Source organism: Mobilicoccus caccae (assembly GCF_030161635.1).
In the GTDB taxonomy this organism is placed as follows: domain Bacteria; phylum Actinomycetota; class Actinomycetes; order Actinomycetales; family Dermatophilaceae; genus Mobilicoccus; species Mobilicoccus caccae.
The window spans coordinates 1,562,443-1,581,842 of sequence record NZ_BSUO01000001.1; the positions used below are offsets into that span (position 1 = coordinate 1,562,443).

General features: G+C 70.7%; 17 protein-coding genes and 1 pseudogene. 7 read left to right on the forward strand and 11 right to left on the reverse strand.

Going from position 1 to position 19,400, the window contains the following annotated elements:
* Positions 1–107: 107 nt before the first annotated feature.
* Positions 108–350: a preprotein translocase subunit SecG gene (secG, locus tag QQK49_RS07445; RefSeq protein WP_284303388.1), complete on the forward strand. Its 243-nt coding sequence runs from the start codon at positions 108–110 to the stop codon at positions 348–350.
* On the opposite strand, the gene QQK49_RS07450 is transcribed toward secG, so the two are convergent.
* The 3 genes from QQK49_RS07450 to QQK49_RS07460 form a co-directional block, all read right to left on the reverse strand.
* On the reverse strand, positions 343–1,800 hold the full coding sequence (locus QQK49_RS07450; RefSeq protein WP_284303389.1) for a GntP family permease: 1,458 nt from the start codon (positions 1,798–1,800) through the stop codon (positions 343–345). The two genes, secG and QQK49_RS07450, sit on opposite strands and share 8 nt — an antisense overlap.
* A 33-nt stretch (positions 1,801–1,833) precedes the next feature.
* On the reverse strand, positions 1,834–4,200 hold the full coding sequence (locus QQK49_RS07455; RefSeq protein WP_284303390.1) for a cytochrome P450/oxidoreductase: 2,367 nt from the start codon (positions 4,198–4,200) through the stop codon (positions 1,834–1,836).
* Between the two features lie 91 nt (positions 4,201–4,291).
* Positions 4,292–4,882 (reverse strand): dienelactone hydrolase family protein, encoded by a 591-nt coding sequence (locus QQK49_RS07460; RefSeq protein WP_284303391.1) that lies wholly within the window; start codon positions 4,880–4,882, stop codon positions 4,292–4,294.
* Between the two features lie 59 nt (positions 4,883–4,941).
* On the opposite strand from QQK49_RS07460, the gene QQK49_RS07465 reads away from it, so the two are divergent.
* The gene (locus QQK49_RS07465) at positions 4,942–5,520 is read left to right on the forward strand and encodes an ArsR/SmtB family transcription factor (protein ID WP_284303392.1); all 579 of its coding nucleotides are present in this window, start codon (positions 4,942–4,944) and stop codon (positions 5,518–5,520) included.
* 17 nt (positions 5,521–5,537) lie between these two features.
* Here QQK49_RS07465 and QQK49_RS07470 read toward each other — a convergent pair whose 3' ends face one another.
* The 5 genes and pseudogenes from QQK49_RS07470 to tkt all read right to left on the reverse strand — a co-directional run bounded on the left by QQK49_RS07470 (position 5,538) and on the right by tkt (position 11,432).
* Positions 5,538–6,080 (reverse strand): OpcA/G6PD domain-containing protein, encoded by a 543-nt coding sequence (locus QQK49_RS07470; protein WP_284303393.1) that lies wholly within the window; start codon positions 6,078–6,080, stop codon positions 5,538–5,540.
* A complete protein-coding gene (locus QQK49_RS07475; RefSeq protein WP_284303394.1) occupies positions 5,993–6,577 on the reverse strand; it encodes a glucose-6-phosphate dehydrogenase assembly protein OpcA in 585 nt (194 codons plus the stop codon). The genes QQK49_RS07470 and QQK49_RS07475 overlap by 88 nt, the downstream gene beginning before the upstream one ends.
* 8 nt (positions 6,578–6,585) lie before the next feature.
* Positions 6,586–8,148, reverse strand: a complete 1,563-nt coding sequence (gene zwf, locus QQK49_RS07480) for a glucose-6-phosphate dehydrogenase (protein WP_284303395.1) — start codon at positions 8,146–8,148, stop codon at positions 6,586–6,588.
* Positions 8,145–9,263: a transaldolase gene (gene tal / locus QQK49_RS07485; RefSeq protein ID WP_284303396.1), complete on the reverse strand. Its 1,119-nt coding sequence runs from the start codon at positions 9,261–9,263 to the stop codon at positions 8,145–8,147. The genes zwf and tal overlap by 4 nt, the downstream gene beginning before the upstream one ends.
* Positions 9,260–11,432 (reverse strand): annotated as a pseudogene (gene tkt, locus QQK49_RS07490) (transketolase). The gene tal and the pseudogene tkt overlap by 4 nt, the downstream one beginning before the upstream one ends.
* A 308-nt stretch (positions 11,433–11,740) precedes the next feature.
* Here tkt and QQK49_RS07495 point away from each other — a divergent pair.
* A complete protein-coding gene (locus QQK49_RS07495; protein WP_284303397.1) occupies positions 11,741–12,667 on the forward strand; it encodes a heme o synthase in 927 nt (308 codons plus the stop codon).
* Positions 12,668–12,783: 116 nt separating this feature from the next.
* On the opposite strand, the gene QQK49_RS07500 is transcribed toward QQK49_RS07495, so the two are convergent.
* Genes QQK49_RS07500 through QQK49_RS07510 form a run of 3 tightly spaced genes read right to left on the reverse strand, consistent with a single transcriptional unit; the run spans position 12,784 to position 15,365 of the window.
* A complete protein-coding gene (locus QQK49_RS07500; protein ID WP_284303398.1) occupies positions 12,784–13,770 on the reverse strand; it encodes a COX15/CtaA family protein in 987 nt (328 codons plus the stop codon).
* A 60-nt stretch (positions 13,771–13,830) separates the two neighbouring features.
* Positions 13,831–14,625 (reverse strand): ABC transporter permease, encoded by a 795-nt coding sequence (locus QQK49_RS07505; RefSeq protein WP_284303399.1) that lies wholly within the window; start codon positions 14,623–14,625, stop codon positions 13,831–13,833.
* Positions 14,622–15,365 (reverse strand): ABC transporter ATP-binding protein, encoded by a 744-nt coding sequence (locus QQK49_RS07510; RefSeq protein ID WP_284303400.1) that lies wholly within the window; start codon positions 15,363–15,365, stop codon positions 14,622–14,624. The genes QQK49_RS07505 and QQK49_RS07510 overlap by 4 nt, the downstream gene beginning before the upstream one ends.
* A 106-nt stretch (positions 15,366–15,471) precedes the next feature.
* Between QQK49_RS07510 and QQK49_RS07515 the strand changes: the two genes are divergently transcribed.
* From QQK49_RS07515 to QQK49_RS07530, 4 genes are all read left to right on the forward strand, one after another.
* Complete coding sequence (locus tag QQK49_RS07515; RefSeq protein ID WP_284303401.1) at positions 15,472–16,293, forward strand: helix-turn-helix transcriptional regulator; 822 nt, start codon at positions 15,472–15,474, stop codon at positions 16,291–16,293.
* Between the two features lie 78 nt (positions 16,294–16,371).
* Complete coding sequence (gene sufB, locus QQK49_RS07520; protein WP_284303402.1) at positions 16,372–17,790, forward strand: Fe-S cluster assembly protein SufB; 1,419 nt, start codon at positions 16,372–16,374, stop codon at positions 17,788–17,790.
* On the forward strand, positions 17,790–19,055 hold the full coding sequence (gene sufD, locus QQK49_RS07525) for a Fe-S cluster assembly protein SufD (protein WP_284303403.1): 1,266 nt from the start codon (positions 17,790–17,792) through the stop codon (positions 19,053–19,055). Before sufB ends, sufD begins: the two co-directional genes overlap by 1 nt.
* Positions 19,052–19,375: a non-heme iron oxygenase ferredoxin subunit gene (locus QQK49_RS07530; protein ID WP_284303404.1), complete on the forward strand. Its 324-nt coding sequence runs from the start codon at positions 19,052–19,054 to the stop codon at positions 19,373–19,375. The genes sufD and QQK49_RS07530 overlap by 4 nt, the downstream gene beginning before the upstream one ends.
* The last annotated feature ends 25 nt before the right edge of the window (positions 19,376–19,400 follow it).

A 19,400-nucleotide genomic window follows, 5' to 3' on the forward strand; every position in this document is an offset into this window, starting at 1 on the left:
GGTGACTCGGGTAGCCTGTAGGTCACCGTGTCGAACGCGCGCGGCAACACCTGTGCCCGCCGACGACCCCGCCCGTCCCGTATCCGACAGACAAGGCGCCAACTCCCGTGGACATCCTCAAGATCGTGTTCGAGGTCCTGCTCGTCATCACCGGCGTGTTCCTCGTGCTGCTGATCCTCATGCACAAGGGCAAGGGCGGCGGCATGTCGGACATGTTCGGTGGCGCCATGTCCAGCACCATGGGCGGCTCCTCGGTGGCCGAGCGCAACCTCAACCGGATCACCGTCGGCATCGCCCTGGTGTGGTTGGCGTGCATCATCGGTCTGGGGCTGGTCGTCAGATTCAGCTGACGGTCGCGCGGCTCAGAAGCTGCCGAAGGTGAGACCGAGCGCCATCACGGCCAGCAGCCCGACGACCGGGACGACGACGGTGACCATGCCGATGTCCTTGTAGGACTCCCGGTGCGAGAGCCCGGTGACCACGAGCAGGGTGATGATCGCGCCGTTGTGAGGGTGAGTCGAAGCCGACCGAGGCCATGGCCGTGGCGCGGTGCATGAGGTCCATGGAGATCCCCTGGGCCGTGGCCATCTGGACCAGTTGTTCGCCGAAGGTGTTGAGGGAGATCGTGAGTCCGCCGGAGGCCGATCCCGTGACGGCGGCGATGACGGACGTCGACAGCACCGAGGTGACCAGCGCGTTGTCGCTGATCGCGAAGATCCCGTCGCGGACGAGGGCGAACGCGGCCAGCGAGGCGATCGTCGCGCCGTAGGCGACCTCGCTGGCGGTGGTGAAGACGGGGATGACGGCGTTCTTGGCGCCCTCCGACAGCCCCGCGAGGTAGGTCCCGGCGGAGCCCGGTCGCATGAGGAAGATGACGACCGATGCCACGACGAGTGCCGCCGTCACCGACCATACGCTCGCCACCTGTGCGAGAGCCACGCCACCGTACCGCTTCTCGGCGAGGTAGCCCGTGTCCATCGCGGGGATGACGAGGTAGGTGAGCAGGGCGTTGGTCGCGACGACCACCGCGACGGGCGCGAGGCCGGTGATCCCTCGGCGCGCGGAGCCGTCCGGCTCGCGGTCGGGTGTGTGCAGGTGGTCCATCTCGTCACCCACGGGCCCGACCGCCCCCGTGCGCCGTTCTGCGTGGGTGAGGTCCCCGAACGACTCGCCCGCCGCGACGAGCCGGCGCTGACGGAACCACAGCCAGAGCATCCCGAGGCCGAAGGTGATCGCCGCGCCGATGATGCCGAGGAAGGGCGCCGCGAAGGTGTTCGTCTGGAAGAACCGGGTCGGGATCGTGTTGTGGATCTGCGGCGAGCCCGGGAGCGCCGCCGTGGCGAAGGTGAAGATGCCGAGCGCGATCGCCGCCGGCATGAGTCGGCGCGGGATGTCGGCCTGCTCGAACAGGGAGCGGGCGATCGGGAAGATCGTGAAGACGATGACCCACGCGCTCACGCCGCCCGAGGTGAGCAGCGCGGTCGCGATGACGGTGACGAGCAGCGCGTGCTGCGGGCCGAGGAGCCGGGAGATCCACGCCGCGAAGTCCTGGGCGTACCCGGAGTCCGCCATGAGCTTGCCGAAGATCGCGCCGGTGAGGAACAGCGGGAAGAACTGGGCGATGAACCCCGCCAGGGCCGGCATGAAGACCTGCGTGTAGTTGGCGAGGATCGGTGCGCCGGCGAGCAGCACGGCGAGCAGCGCCATGAGCGGCGCCAGGACGATGACGGAGTGCCCACGGTAGGCGAGGGCGATGAGCAGGGCGAGGGAGACGAAGATGCCGACGAGGGCGAGAGTCATGGGTACCGACCTGGGGTGAGGGGGATCTCGGCGTCAGAGGCCGAGGGTGAGGTGGTCGCCGGTGGCGCGGGAGCAGCACGACATCATCCGTGCCCCGTCACGCCGTTCGGCAGGGGTGAGGACGACGTCGCGGTGGTCGATCTCGCCGTCGAGGACCGGCGCCTCACAGGTGCCGCAGAGTCCTTCCTCGCAGTTCGACGGGATGGACAGCCCGGCCTCGCGGAGGGTGTCGAGCAGGGTGCGGTCCGCGGGGACGGACAGGTCACGGTCGGAGTCGTCGAGGCGGACGGTGAACGCGTGCTCCTTCTCGGGGTCGAGGGCCCCGAGGGTGGAGGAGAAGTGTTCGAAGACGAGTGAGCCCTCGGCCCAGTCGGCGCCGGCCTCCGCGAGTTCGTCGATCATGCGCTGCGGCCCGCACGCGTAGACGTGCACGCGGCCCGCGCGCCCCTCCTCGTCGAGATCGCGCATCAGTGCGGTGAGGTCGGCCCGCACGCCCGCCCCGCTGTCGTGGACGACGAGCCGCTCGCCGTGCCGGGCCTCGAGCTCGTCGACGAAGGCCATGCGGTGACGACCTCGGCCGAGATAGTGCAGTTCGTAGGGGATCTCGTTCTCCTGCGCCCACGCGGCCATCGCCATCACGGGCGTGATCCCGATGCCGCCGGCGACCAGCACCAGGCGGTCGGAGACGTCGGGGAGCCGGAAGTGGTTGCGCGGACCCCGCACGGTGAGGACGTCGCCCTCGCGCACGTTCTCGTGGATCCACGTCGAGCCGCCGCGGGAGTCCGGCTCGCGCAGGACCGCGATCTCGTAGGCCTCCGGTCGGGGTGCCGCGGCGCGCGGGCAGCCGGTCGGGGCGGCCGGGGGCCCGCACAGGGAGTACTGCCGCACGAGGCCGGTGTCGCCGCAGACGACGTCGATGTGCGCACCGGGCGTCACCGACGGCAGGGCCGTGCCGTCGTCGCTGACCATCGTGAGGTGCCGGACCCCTTCGCCGGCGTCGACGACCCGCCTCACGCGCATGTGCCGACTGCGGTGGGCGTCGGTGGGTTCGCCGATGTTGACGCTCACCCGCGGTGCCCGGACGGAGGCGTCGGCCCGTTCGGGGTTGAGCTCGGGGTTCCACTCGACCCACAGGTGCTCCGGGCCGCGGAAGGAGGTGTTCGGGACGTAGGTGAACTCCTGCTCGGCCGCGCGCAGGTGCGGCAGCCGCCGCGTGAGTTCGTCGAGGATGATCTGCATCTCCAGGCGCGCGAGGTTCTTGCCCAGGCACTGGTGGGCGCCGTACCCGAAGGTGAGGTGGTCGGCGGCGTCGTCGCGGCGCACGTCGACCATCGCCGGATCCTCGAACCGTCGCCGGTCGAGGTTGCCCGAGGAGGACACCATGAGGATGCGTGAGCCGGCCGGGATGTCGATCCCGCCGACGGTGGTGTCCCGCGTCGTGATGCGTCGCCACGCCGCCTGGGACCCGTTGACCCGCAGGCATTCCTCCACGGTGTTGGGGATGAGGCTGGGGTCGGCGCAGATCGCCTCCCAGATCTCGCGGTGTTCCAGGAGGAGCTTGACCGCGTTGGCCAAGGCGTTCGCCGTGGTCTCGTGAGCGGCGACGATGCCCGCCATCATCATCGAGTGCAGGTAGGAGTCGGTGACGACCTCGGGCAGTTCCTTCCGCGTGCGCACCCCGTACTGCATCCAGCCGGGCTCGTCGGGGTGTTCGCGCATCTTCTCCAGGACCGTGCCGGCGTACTGCCAGAAGTTGCCGACGGCGTGCGCGACGGCGACCTGCTCCTCCGGCTTCGGGCGTCCCCACGTGTTGACGGTGTGGGCGATGGAGTACTTGCGCAGGGTCGGTTTGTCCTCGTCGGGCACGCCGAGGAAATCGAGGGCCACGGTCAGCGGGATCTCCCAGAACATCTGGTCGACGAGGTCGGCGCGGCCGTCATCGACGAAGGAGTCGACGTACTCACGGGCGAGCGTGCGCACCTTCTCCTCGTGGTGGGCGAGCTCTTCGGGGGAGAACGGCTGCATCAGGGCCCGCCGCCGCGGCATGTGCGCGGGTTCGTCCTCGTTCACCAGGGTGCGGTCGATGCCGTAGTCGTAGGAGGCGAGGACGGCGTTCGCCTCCTCACCCGTCGGCGTGATCTTCTCCAGGGCCACGGCGGGGGAGAACGTGTGGTTGTCGCGGAAGATCGCCTTGATGTCGTCGTACCGCGTGACCACCCAGTACCCGAGCACCGGGCTGTAGAACACCGGCTCCTCCTCGCGCGACCACTCCACGTAGCCCGGAGGGTCCTGCTGATACCCGTCCTCGAAGGGGTCGAACGCCGCGGCCCGCGCGGAGATCGGGCAACCGGTCGGGTCGGCCTGGCCGGTGAGGTCGGGCGCGGTGGGGCGTGGCGTCATGAGTCATCTCCGTCGATGGCCGTCGGCAAGCCCCCAGCATGCACGACGAGGACGCGTCCGCGGGCGATTCCCGCCGTCGGCGCCGCCGTCGTCAGAGGTCGTTCAGGAAGGTGAGCACGCGTTCGGTCAGCAGCGCGGTGGCCGCCTCGTCGTAGGACGGAAGAGAGGAGTCGGTGAAGAGGTGCTCCTCGCCCTCGTAGAGGAAGAGCTCTGCCTGGTCCGTGGAGGCGACCAGCTCGCGGGCGGCGTCGAGATCGCCACCGTCCTCGGCGAAGAAGGGGTCGGCGTCCATGCCGTGCACCTGGACCGGCACCCCCTCCGGCCAGGCCGCGCCGAACTCCGAGACCGGCAGACAGGCGTGCAGGAGCAGCGCACCGCGCGCGGAGGGGTGGGTCTGCGCCAACCGCTGCGCCGGCATCACTCCCAGGGAGAACCCGGCGAACACCAGGCCGCCCGTGATGCCGGAGGGGAGTGCCTCGGCGGCCGCGACGCCACGATCGAGGAGGGTGTCGAAGCCGACCTCGCGGGCATGGGCCATGCCGTCCTCGATGGAGGTGAAGGTGCGGCCGTCGAAGAGGTCGGGGGTGTGCACGGTGTGCCCGGCCTTGCGGAGCTGTTCGGCGAAGGCGGTCACGCCCGCGGTAAGTCCTTGGACGTGGTGATAGACGACGACTTCGGCCATGATCCCTCGACTCTCGATGAATGATCCAGAAAGTTGGAACGTTTGATGACGCTAGTCTGGTGAGGACATGTCCGGCAACCCCCACCCCCGACTATGCGCTCGACGACCGTCTCGCGCTCACGACTCCTGCTCAGGTCCGGGCGATCGGCCACCCGCTACGGCGAGCGATCCTCGGCCTTCTGCACGAGCGGGCCGCGACCGTCACGGAGCTGGCGCAGACCGTGGGCAGGCCGAAGAGCACCGTCGCCCACCACGTCAAGGTGCTGAGCGACGCCGGCGTCGTGCGCGTGGTCCGCACCCGACGGGTCCGCGCGATCGAGGAGCGCTTCTACGGTCGGACGGCGCGGATGTTCTACGTCTCGGTGGATCGAGGCCTGGACGGCGTGGCCCTCCCGGCCGACTTCAACGACTTCGAGGTCGCATCACGGGAGTCGGCGGCCGCCTACGACGAGCGCCGCTTGTGGGCGTTCATCCGCCACGCGCGCCTGTCCGAGGAGCAGGCCGGTGAGTTCTGGGAGCGGATCGCGGCGCTGGTCCGCGAGTTCGACCGACTCCCGAGGTCGGGCGACACCGTGTACGGCTTCGCGGTGGGCATCTATCCCACGGACCACCCGCACCTGCCGGAGTCCGGCACGTAGTCGTCGGCCCCGATCTCCTACGGTGCCTGGTCGCCCTCGGACAGGGAGGTGCGGTGCGCCGACGCCTCGCGGGCGATGCGGGCGGCGAGGGCTCTGGACTCCTCGGTGGCGGGCGCGATGCCGGCGGCGATGGCCTCGGCCGCGGGCATGGCCGCGTTCGCGAGCAGCGGGATGCCGTCGCGCAGGGCACGGCCGTAGGCGTCGTCCTCCCCGAGGTGGGACAGCTCGTCCGCGAGGCATTCACCCTCCTGCCTGCGGGGCAGCACGATCTTGCGCGGTGGGCGGCCCGGTTGTTCGAGAGTGGCGGTGAGACCGTCGGGACGGACGAGGTCGATCGGACCGCTGCGACGCTCGAGCCGCACGCTGACCAGACCCGTGCCGGCGGAGGTGCGCGCACGCACGACGTCGCACTTGAGGGCGGAGGCGAGCCACGCGGCCAGCAGATCGGCCGAGGCCGAGTCGTGCCCGCCGGTCACGCACACGCGCGTGACCGGCTCGAACGGCGCCTGATCGAGCGCGGCGGCGAGCAACCCACGCCAGCGCGTGGTCCGCGTCCACACCAGGTCGCTGTCGCCGGGGAGTACGTCGCCGCCCGGTCGGCGATGCTCGCGCCCGGGTCGCCCGTGTGCTCGGCGTCGGTGATGCGCCGCCGCGCGATGCGCCCGATGGGGTGGGCCGAGACGTCGCCCGGACATCCTCCCGGCCACCACGCCACGACGGGGGAGTCGGCGAGCAGCAACGGCAGCACGACGGCCTCGCTGTGCTCGGTCAGCTCGCCGGTGAGGCGCATGACGACCATCTCGCTCGCCCCCGCGTCGCCACCCACGCGGATCTGCCCGTCGATCCGGCCACCTCCGCGCGTCGAGCCGTGGACCACGCCGAGGATGCGCGAGGGGTGCTGGCGGGTCGCCTCCTGGGCGACCGAGAGCGCCCGCTCCTCCTCCGCCTGTGAGGTGAGCACGACGAGGGTGAAGACGCGGCTGAGCGCCATCGCCCCGGCGTCCTCACGCAGGCCGAGCAACGTGCGCGAGAGGTCACCGACAGTGGTGTCGGGCATGTCGACGATCACGGGAGCCTCCAGGAACGTCCGTCACGGGCGAGCAACTCGTCGGCACTGGACGGACCCCAGCCGCCCGCGGCGTACCGCTCGGGTTTCGTGCCCGACCGCTGCCACGCCGCGGTGACCGGGTCGAGGATGCGCCAGGAGGACTCGACCTCCTCGTGGCGGGGGAACAGCGGCGGGTCGCCGAGGAGCACGTCGAGGATGAGCCGCTCGTAGGCCTCCGGGCTGGACTGCATGAACGAGCGGCCGTAGCCGAAGTCCATGCTGACGTCGCGGACCTCGAACGCGGCCCCCGGCACCTTGGCGCCGAACCGGATCGTCACGCCCTCGTCGGGCTGGATGCGGATGACGACGGCGTTGGCGCCCAGCTCCTCGGTGGCGTCGGCCCCGAAGGGGTGGTGCGGCGCGGGTTTGAAGACGACCGCGACCTCGGTGACCCGCTTGGCCAGCCGCTTGCCGGTGCGCAGGTAGAACGGCACCCCGGCCCATCGCCGCGTGTCGACGGCGAGGGCGAGCGCCGCGTAGGTCTCCGTCGTCGAGGACGCGGAGACGCCCTCCTCCTCGGCGTACCCCGGGACCGGCTCACCGCCCTGCCATCCGGGGCCGTACACGCCCCGGGCCGTGGCCTTGGCCACCGGACCGGCCAGGCGGGTCGCCTCGAGCACCTTCTGCTTCTCGGCGCGCAGGTGTTCGGCGCCGAAGGACAGGGGCTCCTCCATGGCGGTGAGGGCCAGCAACTGCAGCAGGTGGTTCTGGATGACGTCCCGCGCGGCACCGATGCCGTCGTAGTACCCGGCCCGGCCGCCGATGCCGATGTCCTCGGCCATGGTGATCTGCACGTGGTCGACGTGGTTGGCGTTCCAGAGGGGTTCGAACATCTGGTTGGCGAAGCGCAGGGCCAGGATGTTCTGGACGGTCTCCTTGCCCAGGTAGTGGTCGATGCGGAAGATCGCGTCGGGCGGGAAGACGCCTTCGACGATGTCGTTGAGTTCGCGGGCACTGGCGAGGTCGTGCCCGAAGGGCTTCTCGATGACGACCCGACGCCACGGCCCATCCGCCTCGCTCGCGTCACGCCCGTCTCCGGCCAGGCCGCTGCGCTGCAACTGACGGCACACGACGGGGAAGGCGTTCGGCGGGATCGACAGGTAGAACGCGTGGTTGCCGCCGGTGCCGCGGGACTCCTCGACCTCCGCGAGCGTGGCCGTCAGGGTGTCGAAGGCCTCGTCGTCGTCGAACGCGCCGGAGACGAACCGCAGACCGTCGGCCAGCTCCTGCCACACCTCCTCGGAGAACGGGGTGCGCGCGTGGCCCTCGACGGCCTCGCGGACGTACTCGGTGAAGTCCTCGTCGGACCACGGCCGGCGACCGAAGCCGACGAGGGAGAACCCGGCCGGCAGCAGACCCCGCCCCGCGAGGTCGTAGATCGCGGGCAGGAGCTTCTTGCGAGCCAGGTCTCCGGTGACGCCGAAGAGGACGACCGCGCACGGCCCCGCGATGCGGGGGAGGCGCAGATCGTCCGGGGCCCGAAGTGGATTGTGGCCCCGGGCGATCCGCGCCGGGCTCATGCCGCGGGCCCGCCGTCCAACGCCGCCTTGACGGTGTCGGTGAGCTCCGACCACGACTTCTCGAACTTCTCCACGCCCTCCCGCTCGAGCTGGGTGATGACCTCGGTGTAGGAGATGCCGAGGCGCTCGAGGTCGTCCAGGATGGCGTCGGACTCCGCGGCGTCACCCCGGACCGTGTCGCCCTCGACCTCGCCGTGGTCGGCGAAGGCCTCGAGCGTGGCCGTGGGCATGGTGTTGACGACGCCCTCGGTGACGAGCCCGGTGACGTACATCGTGTCGGAGTAGTCGGGGTTCTTCACCCCCGTGGACGCCCAAAGCGGACGCTGCAGGTGCGCGCCGTCGTCGGCGAGGGTCGACCAGCGCGGCGTGGCGCGGACCTCCTCGAACGCGTGGAACGCGAGGCGCGCATTGGCCAGGGCCGCCTTGCCGCGCAGGGCGGCGGCCTCCTCCGTGCCGATCGCGTCGAGGCGCTTGTCGACCTCGGCGTCGAGACGGGAGACGAAGAACGACGCGACCGAGTGGATCGTGGAGATGTCCACGCCGTTCTCGCGGGCCTGCTCCAGGCCGGTGAGGAAGGCGTTGAGCACACCGCGGTACCGGTCGAGGGAGAAGATCAGGGTCACGTTGACGCTGATGCCCTGGGCCAGGACCTGCGAGATGGCCGGCAACCCCTCGTCGGTGGCGGGGATCTTGACCAGGAGGTTGGGCCGGTCGACGGTCTTCCACAACAGCTTGGCGCCCTCGACCGTGGCGGCCGTGTCGTGCGCCAGGCCGGGGTCGACCTCGATCGAGACCCGTCCGTCGACGCCGTCGGTGGCCTCGTAGACGGGCAGGAGCACGTCGCAGGCCTCGCGGACGTCGTCGGTCGTCAGGGCCAGGATCGCCTCGTCGACCGACGCGCCGTCGCTCGCGAGGGAGGAGACCTGCTCGGCGTACGCCTCGCCCTTGGACAGGGCCGTGGCGAAGATCGTCGGGTTGGTGGTGACGCCGACGACGCCGAACTCCTCGACGCGCCGGGCGAGCCCGCCGGACTGCACGAACTCGCGGTCGAGGTCGTCGAGCCAGATGGAGACGCCGGCCTTGGACAGCTCGGCCAGACGGGGGTTGGTGCTCATCGGTCGTTCCCTTCCGTGACCAGCCGCTCCTCGGAGGTGACCTTCGCACCGCGGGCGGCGTCGTTGATGGCGTCCTTGGCGGCGTCGACGACCGCCGTGGGGGTGATGCCGAACTTCTCGAAGAGCACCGTGCCGGAGGCGGAGGCGCCGAAGTGGTCGATGCCGACGACGCGGCCCGAGTCACCGACGAAGCGGTACCAGCTCATGGGGTGCCCGGCCTCGACCGCGACACGTGCGCGGACCGAGGGCGGCAGCACCTCGTCGCGGTAGCTGCCGTCCTGCTCCATGAACCACTCGACGCACGGCATGGAGACGACCCGGGCCGCCACGTCGATCTCGGCGAGCTGGGTGCGGGCCTCCAACGCGAGGGACACCTCGGAACCGGTGGCGATGAGGACGACGTCGGGGTCGCCGTCGGTGTCGGCCAGGACGTAGCCGCCCCGGGCCACGCCCTCGGCGGAGGCGTACACCTCGCGGTCGAGGGTGGGCACGTTCTGGCGGGTGAGGGCCAGCCCGGCCGGTCGGTCGTGGCGCTCGAGGATGGTGCGCCAGGCGATGGCCGTCTCGTTGGCGTCGGCGGGACGCACGACGTCGAGGTCGGGGATGGCCCGCAGCGCCGTGAGGTGCTCGATGGGCTGGTGGGTGGGGCCGTCCTCGCCCAGTCCGATGGAGTCGTGGGTCCACACGAAGGTGACGCCCAGCTCCTGGATGGCGGCCAGGCGCACGGCCGGACGCATGTAGTCGGAGAAGATGAGGAACGTGCCGCCGTAGGGCCGGGTCAGACCCTCCAGCGCGATGCCGTTGAGCGCCATGCCCATCGCGTTCTCGCGCACGCCGAAGTGCAGGTTGCGCCCGTAGGGCCGCCCGGCCACATGTCGGTCGTGCGGCCGTCGGGAACGAAGCTCGGCTCGCCCTTCATCGCGGTGTTGTTGGACTCCGCGAGGTCGGCGGAGCCACCCCACAGCTCGGGGACGGCGTCCTTGATGGCGTTGATGACCTCACCGGAGGCCTTGCGGGTGGCGATGCCCTTCTCGTCGGCCTCGAAGACCGGCAGGGCCGTGGCGAGCTCGTCGGGCATCCGGTGGTCGCGGATGCGGTCGAGCAGCGCGGACCGCTCGGGGTTGGCCTCACGCCACGCGGCGAGGCGCTCGTCCCACTCGGCGTGGGCCTTCGCGCCGCGCTCCGCGACCTTGCGGGCGTGCGCGAGGACCTCGGGCTCCTCAGGGAAGGCCACCTCGGGGTCGAACCCGAGGAGCTTCTTGGTGGCGGCCACCTCGTCGTCGCCGAGGGCCGCGCCGTGGGCCTTGCCGGTGTCCTGCAGGGTGGGGGCCGGCCAGCCGATGATCGTGCGGAGGATGACGAGGGTGGGCTTGCCGGTGGCGGCCTCACCCGTCTGCAGGGCCGCGTCGAGGGCGTCGATGTCCTCGACGTACTGCTCGCCCCGCCAGTCGACGATCTGGACGTTCCAGCCGTACGCCTCGTACCGGGCCGCGACGTCCTCGCTGAACGAGATGTCGGTGTCGTCCTCGATCGAGATGAAGTTCTGGTCGTAGATCGCCGTGAGGTTGTCGAGCTGTTGGTGCCCGGCCAGGGAGGAGGCCTCGGAGGCGACGCCCTCCATGAGGTCACCGTCGGAGGCGATGACGTAGACGTGGTGGTCGAAGGGGCTCTGCCCGGCCGGCGCGTCGGGGTCGAACATGCCGCGTTGGCGGCGCTGGGCCATGGCCATGCCGACGGCGGTGGCGAATCCCGAGCCCAGGGGACCGGTGGTGATCTCCACACCGGTCGTGTGGTGGACCTCGGGGTGCCCCGGCGTCTGCGAGCCGAACGTGCGCAGCGCCTTGAGGTCGTCGATCTCCATGCCGTAGCCCGACAGGTAGAGCTGCACGTACTGCAGCAGGCTGGCGTGACCCGCGGAGAGCACGAACCGGTCGCGCCCGAGCCAGTGCTGGTCGTGGGGGTCGATGGTCATGACCTTCTGGAACAGCAGGTACGCCAGCGGCGCCAGACTCATCGCCGTGCCGGGGTGGCCGTTGCCGACCTTCTGGACGGCGTCGGCGGCCAGGACGCGGGCGGTGTCCACGGCCCGGACGTCGAGGTCGGTCCATCCCACGTCGCTGCAGCGGGGGCTGCCAGGGAGGAGTCGCGGCGTGCGGTCTGTTCGGTCATGAGGTCTCCTTCGCTCTCGGCGGTGACGCTCCAGGTGCCGGGGCCGTGACAGCGTTGGCAGGCCAGTGCGGCGGAGGTCCGTCCTTGTGATGAGCCTAACGGCCGGGTCCGACAACGCCACCGGGGCGCTGCTTCGGCCGGAGGCGCGATGGGCGCCTACACTGGGCGGCAGTACGCGTCGGGCACTCTGCCGCCCACGTCGCCGCGGTCCTCGACCCTCGACCGGCCGGGCATCGCCCACCCGCCCCGCACCTGCGAAGGACACCGTGACAACACTCCAGCCACGCCGGGATTCCGCTGATCGAGCCGTGCCTGCCGCCACCGAGCCGGTCCGGGCCGCCCGCGTGGGTGATTACGTGGCGTTGACCAAGCCGCGCATCATCGAGTTGCTGCTCATCACGACGTTCCCGGTGATGTTCCTCGCCCAGCGTGGGGTGCCGCCGATGTGGCTGGTCCTGGCCACGCTGGTGGGCGGCACGTTGGCCGCGGCGGGCGCCAATGTCTTCAACTGCATCATCGACCGCGACATCGACCGGCTGATGCGCCGCACCGAGGGCCGGCCGCTCGCCACCGGGGTCATCGGGGTGCGCGCGGCGGTGATCTTCGCCACGATCCTCACCCTCGGCTCGGTGGCCGTGCTCGGGCTGGCCGTCAACACGTTGTCCGCGATGCTGGCCGCCGGCGCCGTGCTGCTGTACGTGGTCTTCTACACGATCGTGCTCAAGCGACGGACCTCCCAGAACATCGTGTGGGGCGGCGTCGCCGGGTGCATGCCCGTCCTCATCGGCTGGTCGGCGGTGACGAACAGCCTCTCGTGGGCGCCGGTCGTGTTGTTCCTCGTCGTGTTCTTCTGGACGCCGCCGCACTACTGGCCGCTGTCGATGCGCTTCAAGGACGACTACGCCGCCGCGGGCATCCCCATGCTGCCCGTCGTCGCCGAGGACACCAAGGTGGCCGGGCAGATCATCGCCTACGCCTGGGCCACGGTGGCCGCCTCGCTGGTGCTCATCCCCGTCGCGGGCATGGGCTGGATCTACTCCCTCGTGGCGCTCGTCTCCGGCGTCGTCTTCGTGGCCGAGTCGCACGCGCTCATGCGCCGGGCCCGCGACCCGAAGAACACGACGCTGGCCGCACTCAAGCCCATGCGGCTCTTCCACTACTCGATCAGCTACCTGACGATCCTCTTCGTCGGCGTCGCCCTCGACCCCCTGTTCCACTTCCCGCTCCCGATCTGATCGGCCTGACCGGCCCGACGATCTGGCCGGCCTCCCGATGCGACTGTCGTAGCGAGGGGGCCACCGGGCGTGAGCCCCCCCGGGGTCCGCAGGACTCAGTTCGTGGTCCGCAGGACTCAGTTCGTGGTGACGTCCGCCTGGCTCGTGCCGGCGAGATCGTCTTCGGTGAGGGCGCCGCGGGCCCGCATCGTCATGATCGCGCGGGTGAGCAGGACCACCGTCAGCGCCGCGAAAAACATGTGCAGGAGCACCAGCCACTCCGGAAGACCGAGGGCGTACTGGGCGTAGCCGACGATCGCCTGGATGACGAGCAGGACCAGCAGGTCTCGCCACGCCCGGCCCGCGCGCACGGTGGGGCGGGAGACCGCCGACAGGTGGCAGGCCAGCCACAAGGCCACGACGAGGCCGACGAAGAGGATGACGGCGTCGGCGTGCAGCCACGACATCGCGGCCGGGTCCAGGTCGAAGCGGGCGGGGGTGTCCGCATCGCCGGAGTGCGGCCCCGACCCCGTGACCACGGTGCCGAGCGTGAGAACGACGGCTGTCACGACGACGGTGACCCACCCGAGGGTGCGCACGATGGGCGGCACCAGGGGCTGGGGGGCGTCCTCGGTCTCGTCGAGGCGCAGGTAGAGGTAGGCGGACACGGCGACCAGGGCGGCCGAGACGAGGAAGTGGGCGGCCACCGTCACCGGGTGCAGTTCGGTGAGGACCGTGATGCCGCCGAGGATCGCCTGGAACACGACGCCACCGAGGACGAGCAGTGCCGGCAGGCGCAGCGACCTGCGGTGCGTCAGTCGCTTCCAGACGGCCCACACGACGGCGAGCGCGGCGACGAGCAGCACGAACGTGAGCAACCGGTTACCGAACTCGATGTACTTGTGAAAGCCCTCGGCCTGCTCGACGGTCGGGGTGTAGGACCCCGGGGCGCACTGCGGCCAGGTCGGGCATCCGAGTCCGGAGCCGGTGAGGCGCACGAGGCCGCCGGTGACGATGATGCCCACCTGACAGATGAGGTTGGCCAGGAAGATCCATCGGATCGGGCGCTCGACCGGGTCGGCGTGGCGGGGGTGCAGGTCGACGTTCGGGACGGAGGTGCTCACGGTCCCGACTCTATGCGGAGCGGCCGAGCGGGCGGGAATCCGTCAGGGGTGACGGGGACCTCAGTCGCTCCACCGGAAGAACCGGCGGGCCAGCAGCGTCGCCACCAGGGCCCAGACGGCGAGGACGAGCAGGGCCGGCAGGTCGATCCCTCCACCGAGCAGCGCCGTCCGCATCCCGTCGCCGAGAGCCCCCGAGGGGAGGAACGGCGCGACGTGGGCCAGGCCGGGCGGCAGCACCGTGGCCGGGATGACGACCCCGCCGACGCCGAGCAGCAGGACCCACAGGAGGTTGGCGACCGCGAGGACCGCCTCGGCGCGCAGGACGCCGGCCAGCAGCAACGCGAGGGAGACGAACGCCCACGAGGCGAGGAGCAGGACCGGGATCGCCGCGAGGAGGTCCCACGGTGAGGGGCGCCAGCCGAGCGCCAGCCCGAGGGCGCCGAGGACGACGAACTGGATGGCCAGGACGACGAGGACGGCCAGGCCCTTGGCCCACAGCAATCCGTCGCGCCCCAACGGCGTCGTACCGAGCAGCCTCAGCACGCCGTAGCGACGATCGAAGCCGGTGGAGATCGCCTGCGCGGTGAAGGCGGTCGAGATGACCGCGAGCCCGAGCACGCCGGCCATCGCCAACTCGATCCGGTCGGGGCCGTCGAACCCCGGTACGGGGGCGGTCGCGAGCCCGAAGAGGGCCAGGGCCGGCAGGATGATCGCCACGAGGAGCTGCTCGCCGTTGCGGAGCAGGGTGCCCGTCTCGAAGCGGGCCTGGGTGAGGATGCGGGCGAGCGGGGGAGCGGGGCGGGGCCCGGGTCGCGACGTCGGATCCGCGCCGGCGTGGGCGCCAGGGGTCGTCATGCGGCGGTGCCTCCGGGGCGGGTGAGGGCGAAGTAGGCGTGTTCGAGACCGCGTTCCGCGGCGACGTCGGCGACCGACCCCGAGGCCACGGCCCGGCCGTCGGCGACGACCACGACGTCGTCGGCGAGTCGCTCGGCCTCCTCGAAGGAGTGGGTCGTGAGGACGACGCAGGTGCCGGACGCGGCGACCTCGCGGACGAGGTCCCAGACGTCGAGGCGCGCGTGGGGGTCCAGCCCGGCGGACGGCTCGTCGAGGAACGCGACCTCCGGGCGCCCGATCAGGGCGGCGGCGAGCGCCACGCGTTGCCGTTGTCCTCCGGAGAGGCGCCGCACGGAGGTCGAGGAGAACGAGCGCAGATCGAGCCGGCCGGCGAGGTCCTCCACGGGCCAGGGGTCGGCGTAGAGCCGTGCGAGGTGAGGCAGCAGCCGTGCCGGGGTGCTCGTGTTGGGCAGCCCGCCGTCCTGCAGCATGACGCCCACGCGGGCGCGGTGCTCGGGGCCGGCTCCCCAGGGGTTCTCCTCGAGGACGCGGACGGTGCCGGAGTCGGCCTGCAGCAGGCCCTCGAGGCAGGCGACCGTCGTGGTCTTGCCGGCGCCGTTGGGCCCGAGGACCGCGGTGATGCGCCCGGCGCGGGCCTCCCAGCTCATGCCGCGCAGCGCCTGCACCCGGCCGAAACGCCGGTGCAGATCCTCGACGACGACGGAGGGTCGGCCGGAGTTCGGCAGCGGCGCGGCGGACATGGCCCGCAGTCTAGGTGACCGCTGATCGTCCCCGGTCGGTGCATCGATGCGGACGTCTGTCCGACCCCTGGCGACATCTGGGTCCGAATTAGGTAAGGTGGGTGTTGTGTTTATCGGGAGCGAGACGTCCACGACTCCCCAGCGGACCGCGTCCGCCGGGGGAGACGGTGATGCCCGCACCCGTGATCTGGTGCTCGAGCGGATCTCCGAACTCGGACCCGTGACCGCCGCGCGCCTGGCCGAGGAGTTCGGCGTCACCGCCACCGGGGTGCGCCGTCACCTCGACCATCTCGTCGCCGCCGACCTCATCACGACCTCCGAGACCGCACCGGCCCGTCGGGGCCGTGGCAGGCCCGCCCGAGCCTACGTGCTCACCCCGGAGGGTCATCGCCGGCTCTCGACCGGATACGGCGACGTCGCCACCTCGGCGCTGGAGTTCCTCTCCGACCGGTTCGGGCCGGAGGCCGTGGCGGACTTCGCGCGCGTCACCCTCGCCGCGCTGGAGAAGCGGTACGCCCCCATCGTCGAAGCGGCCGGGGACGACCTCGCCGACCGCGCGCAGGCCCTCGCTCAGGCGCTGGCCCGCGACGGATATGCTGCCTCGGCGCGTCCCGTGGGGCCCTCCGGCCTCGGCCTCCAGCTCTGCCAGGGGCATTGCCCCATGCACGAGGTCGCCGCGCGCTTCCCCCAGTTCTGCGAGGAGGAGACCGAGGTCTTCGCCCGACTGCTGGGGGTGCACGTCCAGCGGCTCGCGACGCTGGCGGGCGGAGAGCACGTCTGCACCACGTTCGTCCCGCGAGAGCCCGTGCCCATCGGCACACCGGGTCTGCGTCCCAACGCGGCGGACGACCCGCGTCGTCAGGGCACGGGCAGCCACGACGAGGACACAGGCGAGGCGGGCGTCGGGGCCCGTGCGCCGCATCACTGACACACCGGATCGACCAGGCACATCCCCCGAAGACACGCACGACACGCAGGATCACCGGCACGACGAAGGGAGCTGGAGATGAGCACGATCGAGGAGCTCAACCCGGGTCTGAAGGACCTCGGACGCTACGCCTACGGATGGGCGGACAGCGACGCCGCGGGTGCTTCTGCACGCCGCGGTCTGAACACCGACGTCGTCGAGGACATCTCGGCGCGCAAGTCCGAGCCGGAGTGGATGCGCGAGATGCGCCTGAAGTCGCTCCGTCTGTTCGACAAGAAGCCGATGCCGCACTGGGGCAGCGACCTGTCGGGCATCGACTTCGACAACATCAAGTACTTCGTGAAGTCCACCGAGAAGCAGGCCACGACGTGGGACGAGCTTCCGGACGACATCAAGGCCACCTACGACAAGCTCGGCATCCCGGAGGCGGAGAAGCAGCGCCTCATCGCCGGTGTCGCGGCGCAGTACGAGTCGGAGGTCGTCTACCACCAGATCCGTGAGGACCTGGAGGAGAAGGGTGTCGTGTTCGTCGACACCGACTCCGGTCTGCGCGAGCACGAGGAGCTCTTCAAGGAGTACTTCGGCTCGGTCATCCCGCCCGGTGACAACAAGTTCGCCGCGCTCAACACGGCCGTGTGGTCGGGTGGCTCGTTCATCTACGTCCCGCCGGGTGTGCACGTCGACATCCCGCTGCAGGCCTACTTCCGGATCAACACCGAGAACATGGGCCAGTTCGAGCGCACGCTGATCATCGCCGACGAGGGCTCCTACGTGCACTACGTCGAGGGCTGCACGGCGCCGATCTACAAGTCGGACTCGCTGCACTCCGCGGTCGTCGAGATCATCGTCAAGAAGGGCGCCCGCGTGCGCTACACGACGATCCAGAACTGGTCGAACAACGTGTACAACCTCGTCACCAAGCGCGCGATCTGCGAGGCCGGCGCGACGATGGAGTGGGTCGACGGCAACATCGGCTCCAAGGTCACGATGAAGTACCCGGCCGTCTTCCTCATGGGCGAGCACGCCCGCGGAGAGACGCTGTCCATCGCCTTCGCCGGTGAGGGTCAGCACCAGGACGCCGGCGCCAAGATGGTGCACAACGCGCCGAACACCTCCAGCTCGATCGTGAGCAAGTCGGTGGCGCGTGGTGGCGGCCGCACCTCCTACCGCGGCCTCGTGCAGGTCGCCGAGGGTGCGACGAACTCCAAGAGTTCGGTCGTCTGCGACGCCCTGCTCGTCGACACGATCAGCCGGTCCGACACCTACCCCTATGTCGACGTCCGCGAGGACGACGTGCAGCTGGGGCACGAGGCCACGGTGTCGAAGGTCAGTGACGACCAGTTGTTCTACCTGATGTCCCGAGGCATGAGCGAGGAGGAGGCCATGGCGATGATCGTGCGCGGCTTCGTCGAGCCCATCGCGCGTGAACTCCCCATGGAGTACGCCCTCGAACTCAACCGCCTCATCGAGCTGCAGATGGAAGGATCCGTGGGCTGATGCCGCTGGTCGATCGTTCTCCCACCCGTCCCGCCGACACCACCTCGACCGGGGTGCCGGTGTCGGTGGAGGACCAGCCGCTGCTGGGCACGCCGGCCGCCGAGGTGTCGGCGACCGACGCGGTGCGCCGGGCCGTCGAGTCGACGGTGCCGGAGCAGTCGCGTGCCGAGTGGCGCACCTCCTACAACGTGGCGGACTTCGCCGTACCGAGTGGTCGGGAGGAGGGCTGGCGCTTCACCCCGATCAAGAAGCTCGCCGGGCTCCTCACCGACCAGGCCACCGGTGCGCGTCTGGACCTGCAGGAGACCCTCCCGGCCGGGGTCACGACTTCCACGATGTCGACGCAGGAGTGGCGGGCGCTCACCCCGCCCGAGCCTGCCGACCGCATCGCCGCTCTCGCGGCGGCGCACAGCGGGGGAGTCCACGTCGTCGACATCCCCGCCGACACCGAACTCACCGAGCCCGTGATCCTGCGCCTCACCGGCGCGGGCGAGCGGGTGCACGGGCACCTCGTCGTGCGGGTCGGCACCCACGCGACGGGGACGGTCATCCTCGCCCACCACGGCGAGGCCGAGTACGCCGAGCTGGTCACCGTGCTCGCGGGTGACGGCAGCCAGGTCAGCGTCGTCTCCGTGCAGGAGTGGGCGCCCGGCGCGATCCACGTCGGTCAGCACGACGTCGTCGTCGGCCGCGATGCGCAGGTGCGTCACGTGGCCGTCACCCTCGGTGGCGAACTCGTCCGGGTCTCGACCAACGCGTTCTACACGGGCCCCGGTGGCAAGTTCGAGGGTCTGGGTGTGTCGTTCGCCGACGCCGGACAGCACCTCGAGCATCGCCTGTTCGTCGACCACGAGCCGCCGCACTGCACCTCCGACGTGCTGTACAAGAGCGCGCTGCAGGGCGAGGGCGCGCACACCGTGTGGGTCGGCGACGTCCTCATCCGGGCGAGCGCGGAGGGGACCGAGACCTACGAACTCAACCGCAACCTCCTGCTCAGCGACGGTGCGCGGGCCGATTCGGTGCCCAACCTCGAGATCGAGACCGGCGAGATCGCCGGTGCCGGTCACGCGTCGGCCACCGGCCGGTTCGACGACGAGCAGCTGTTCTACCTCCAGGCGCGGGGCATCCCGGAGTCCGAGGCACGCCGCCTGGTCGTGCGCGGATTCTTCGCCGACATCGTCGAGCGCATCGGTGTGGCCGAGGTGAGCGACCACCTCATGGAGGTCATCGAAGCCGAGCTCGGTCTCGTGGCGGTGGCTGAGTGAGAGAACTCGTCTGCGCCGTCGACGACCTGACACCCGGCCAGGCGCACGCGGCCGTCGTCGGGGGCAAGACCGTCGCCATGGTGCGTCTCGACGACGGCACCATCCACGCCATCGAGGACGAGTGCAGCCACGGCTCGGTCTCGCTCTCCGAGGGCGAGGTCGCCGGTTGCTTCATCGAATGCTGGCTCCACGGCTCGCGATTCGACGTCAACACCGGAACTCCGGTCACCCCGCCCGCGACCGCCGCCGTGCTCGTCTACCCCGTCGAGATCGACGGCGAGGACGTGTACGTCGACGTCGAGTCGCCCACGAACCTCTGAACCCTTTAGTGAAAGCGAGAGACGA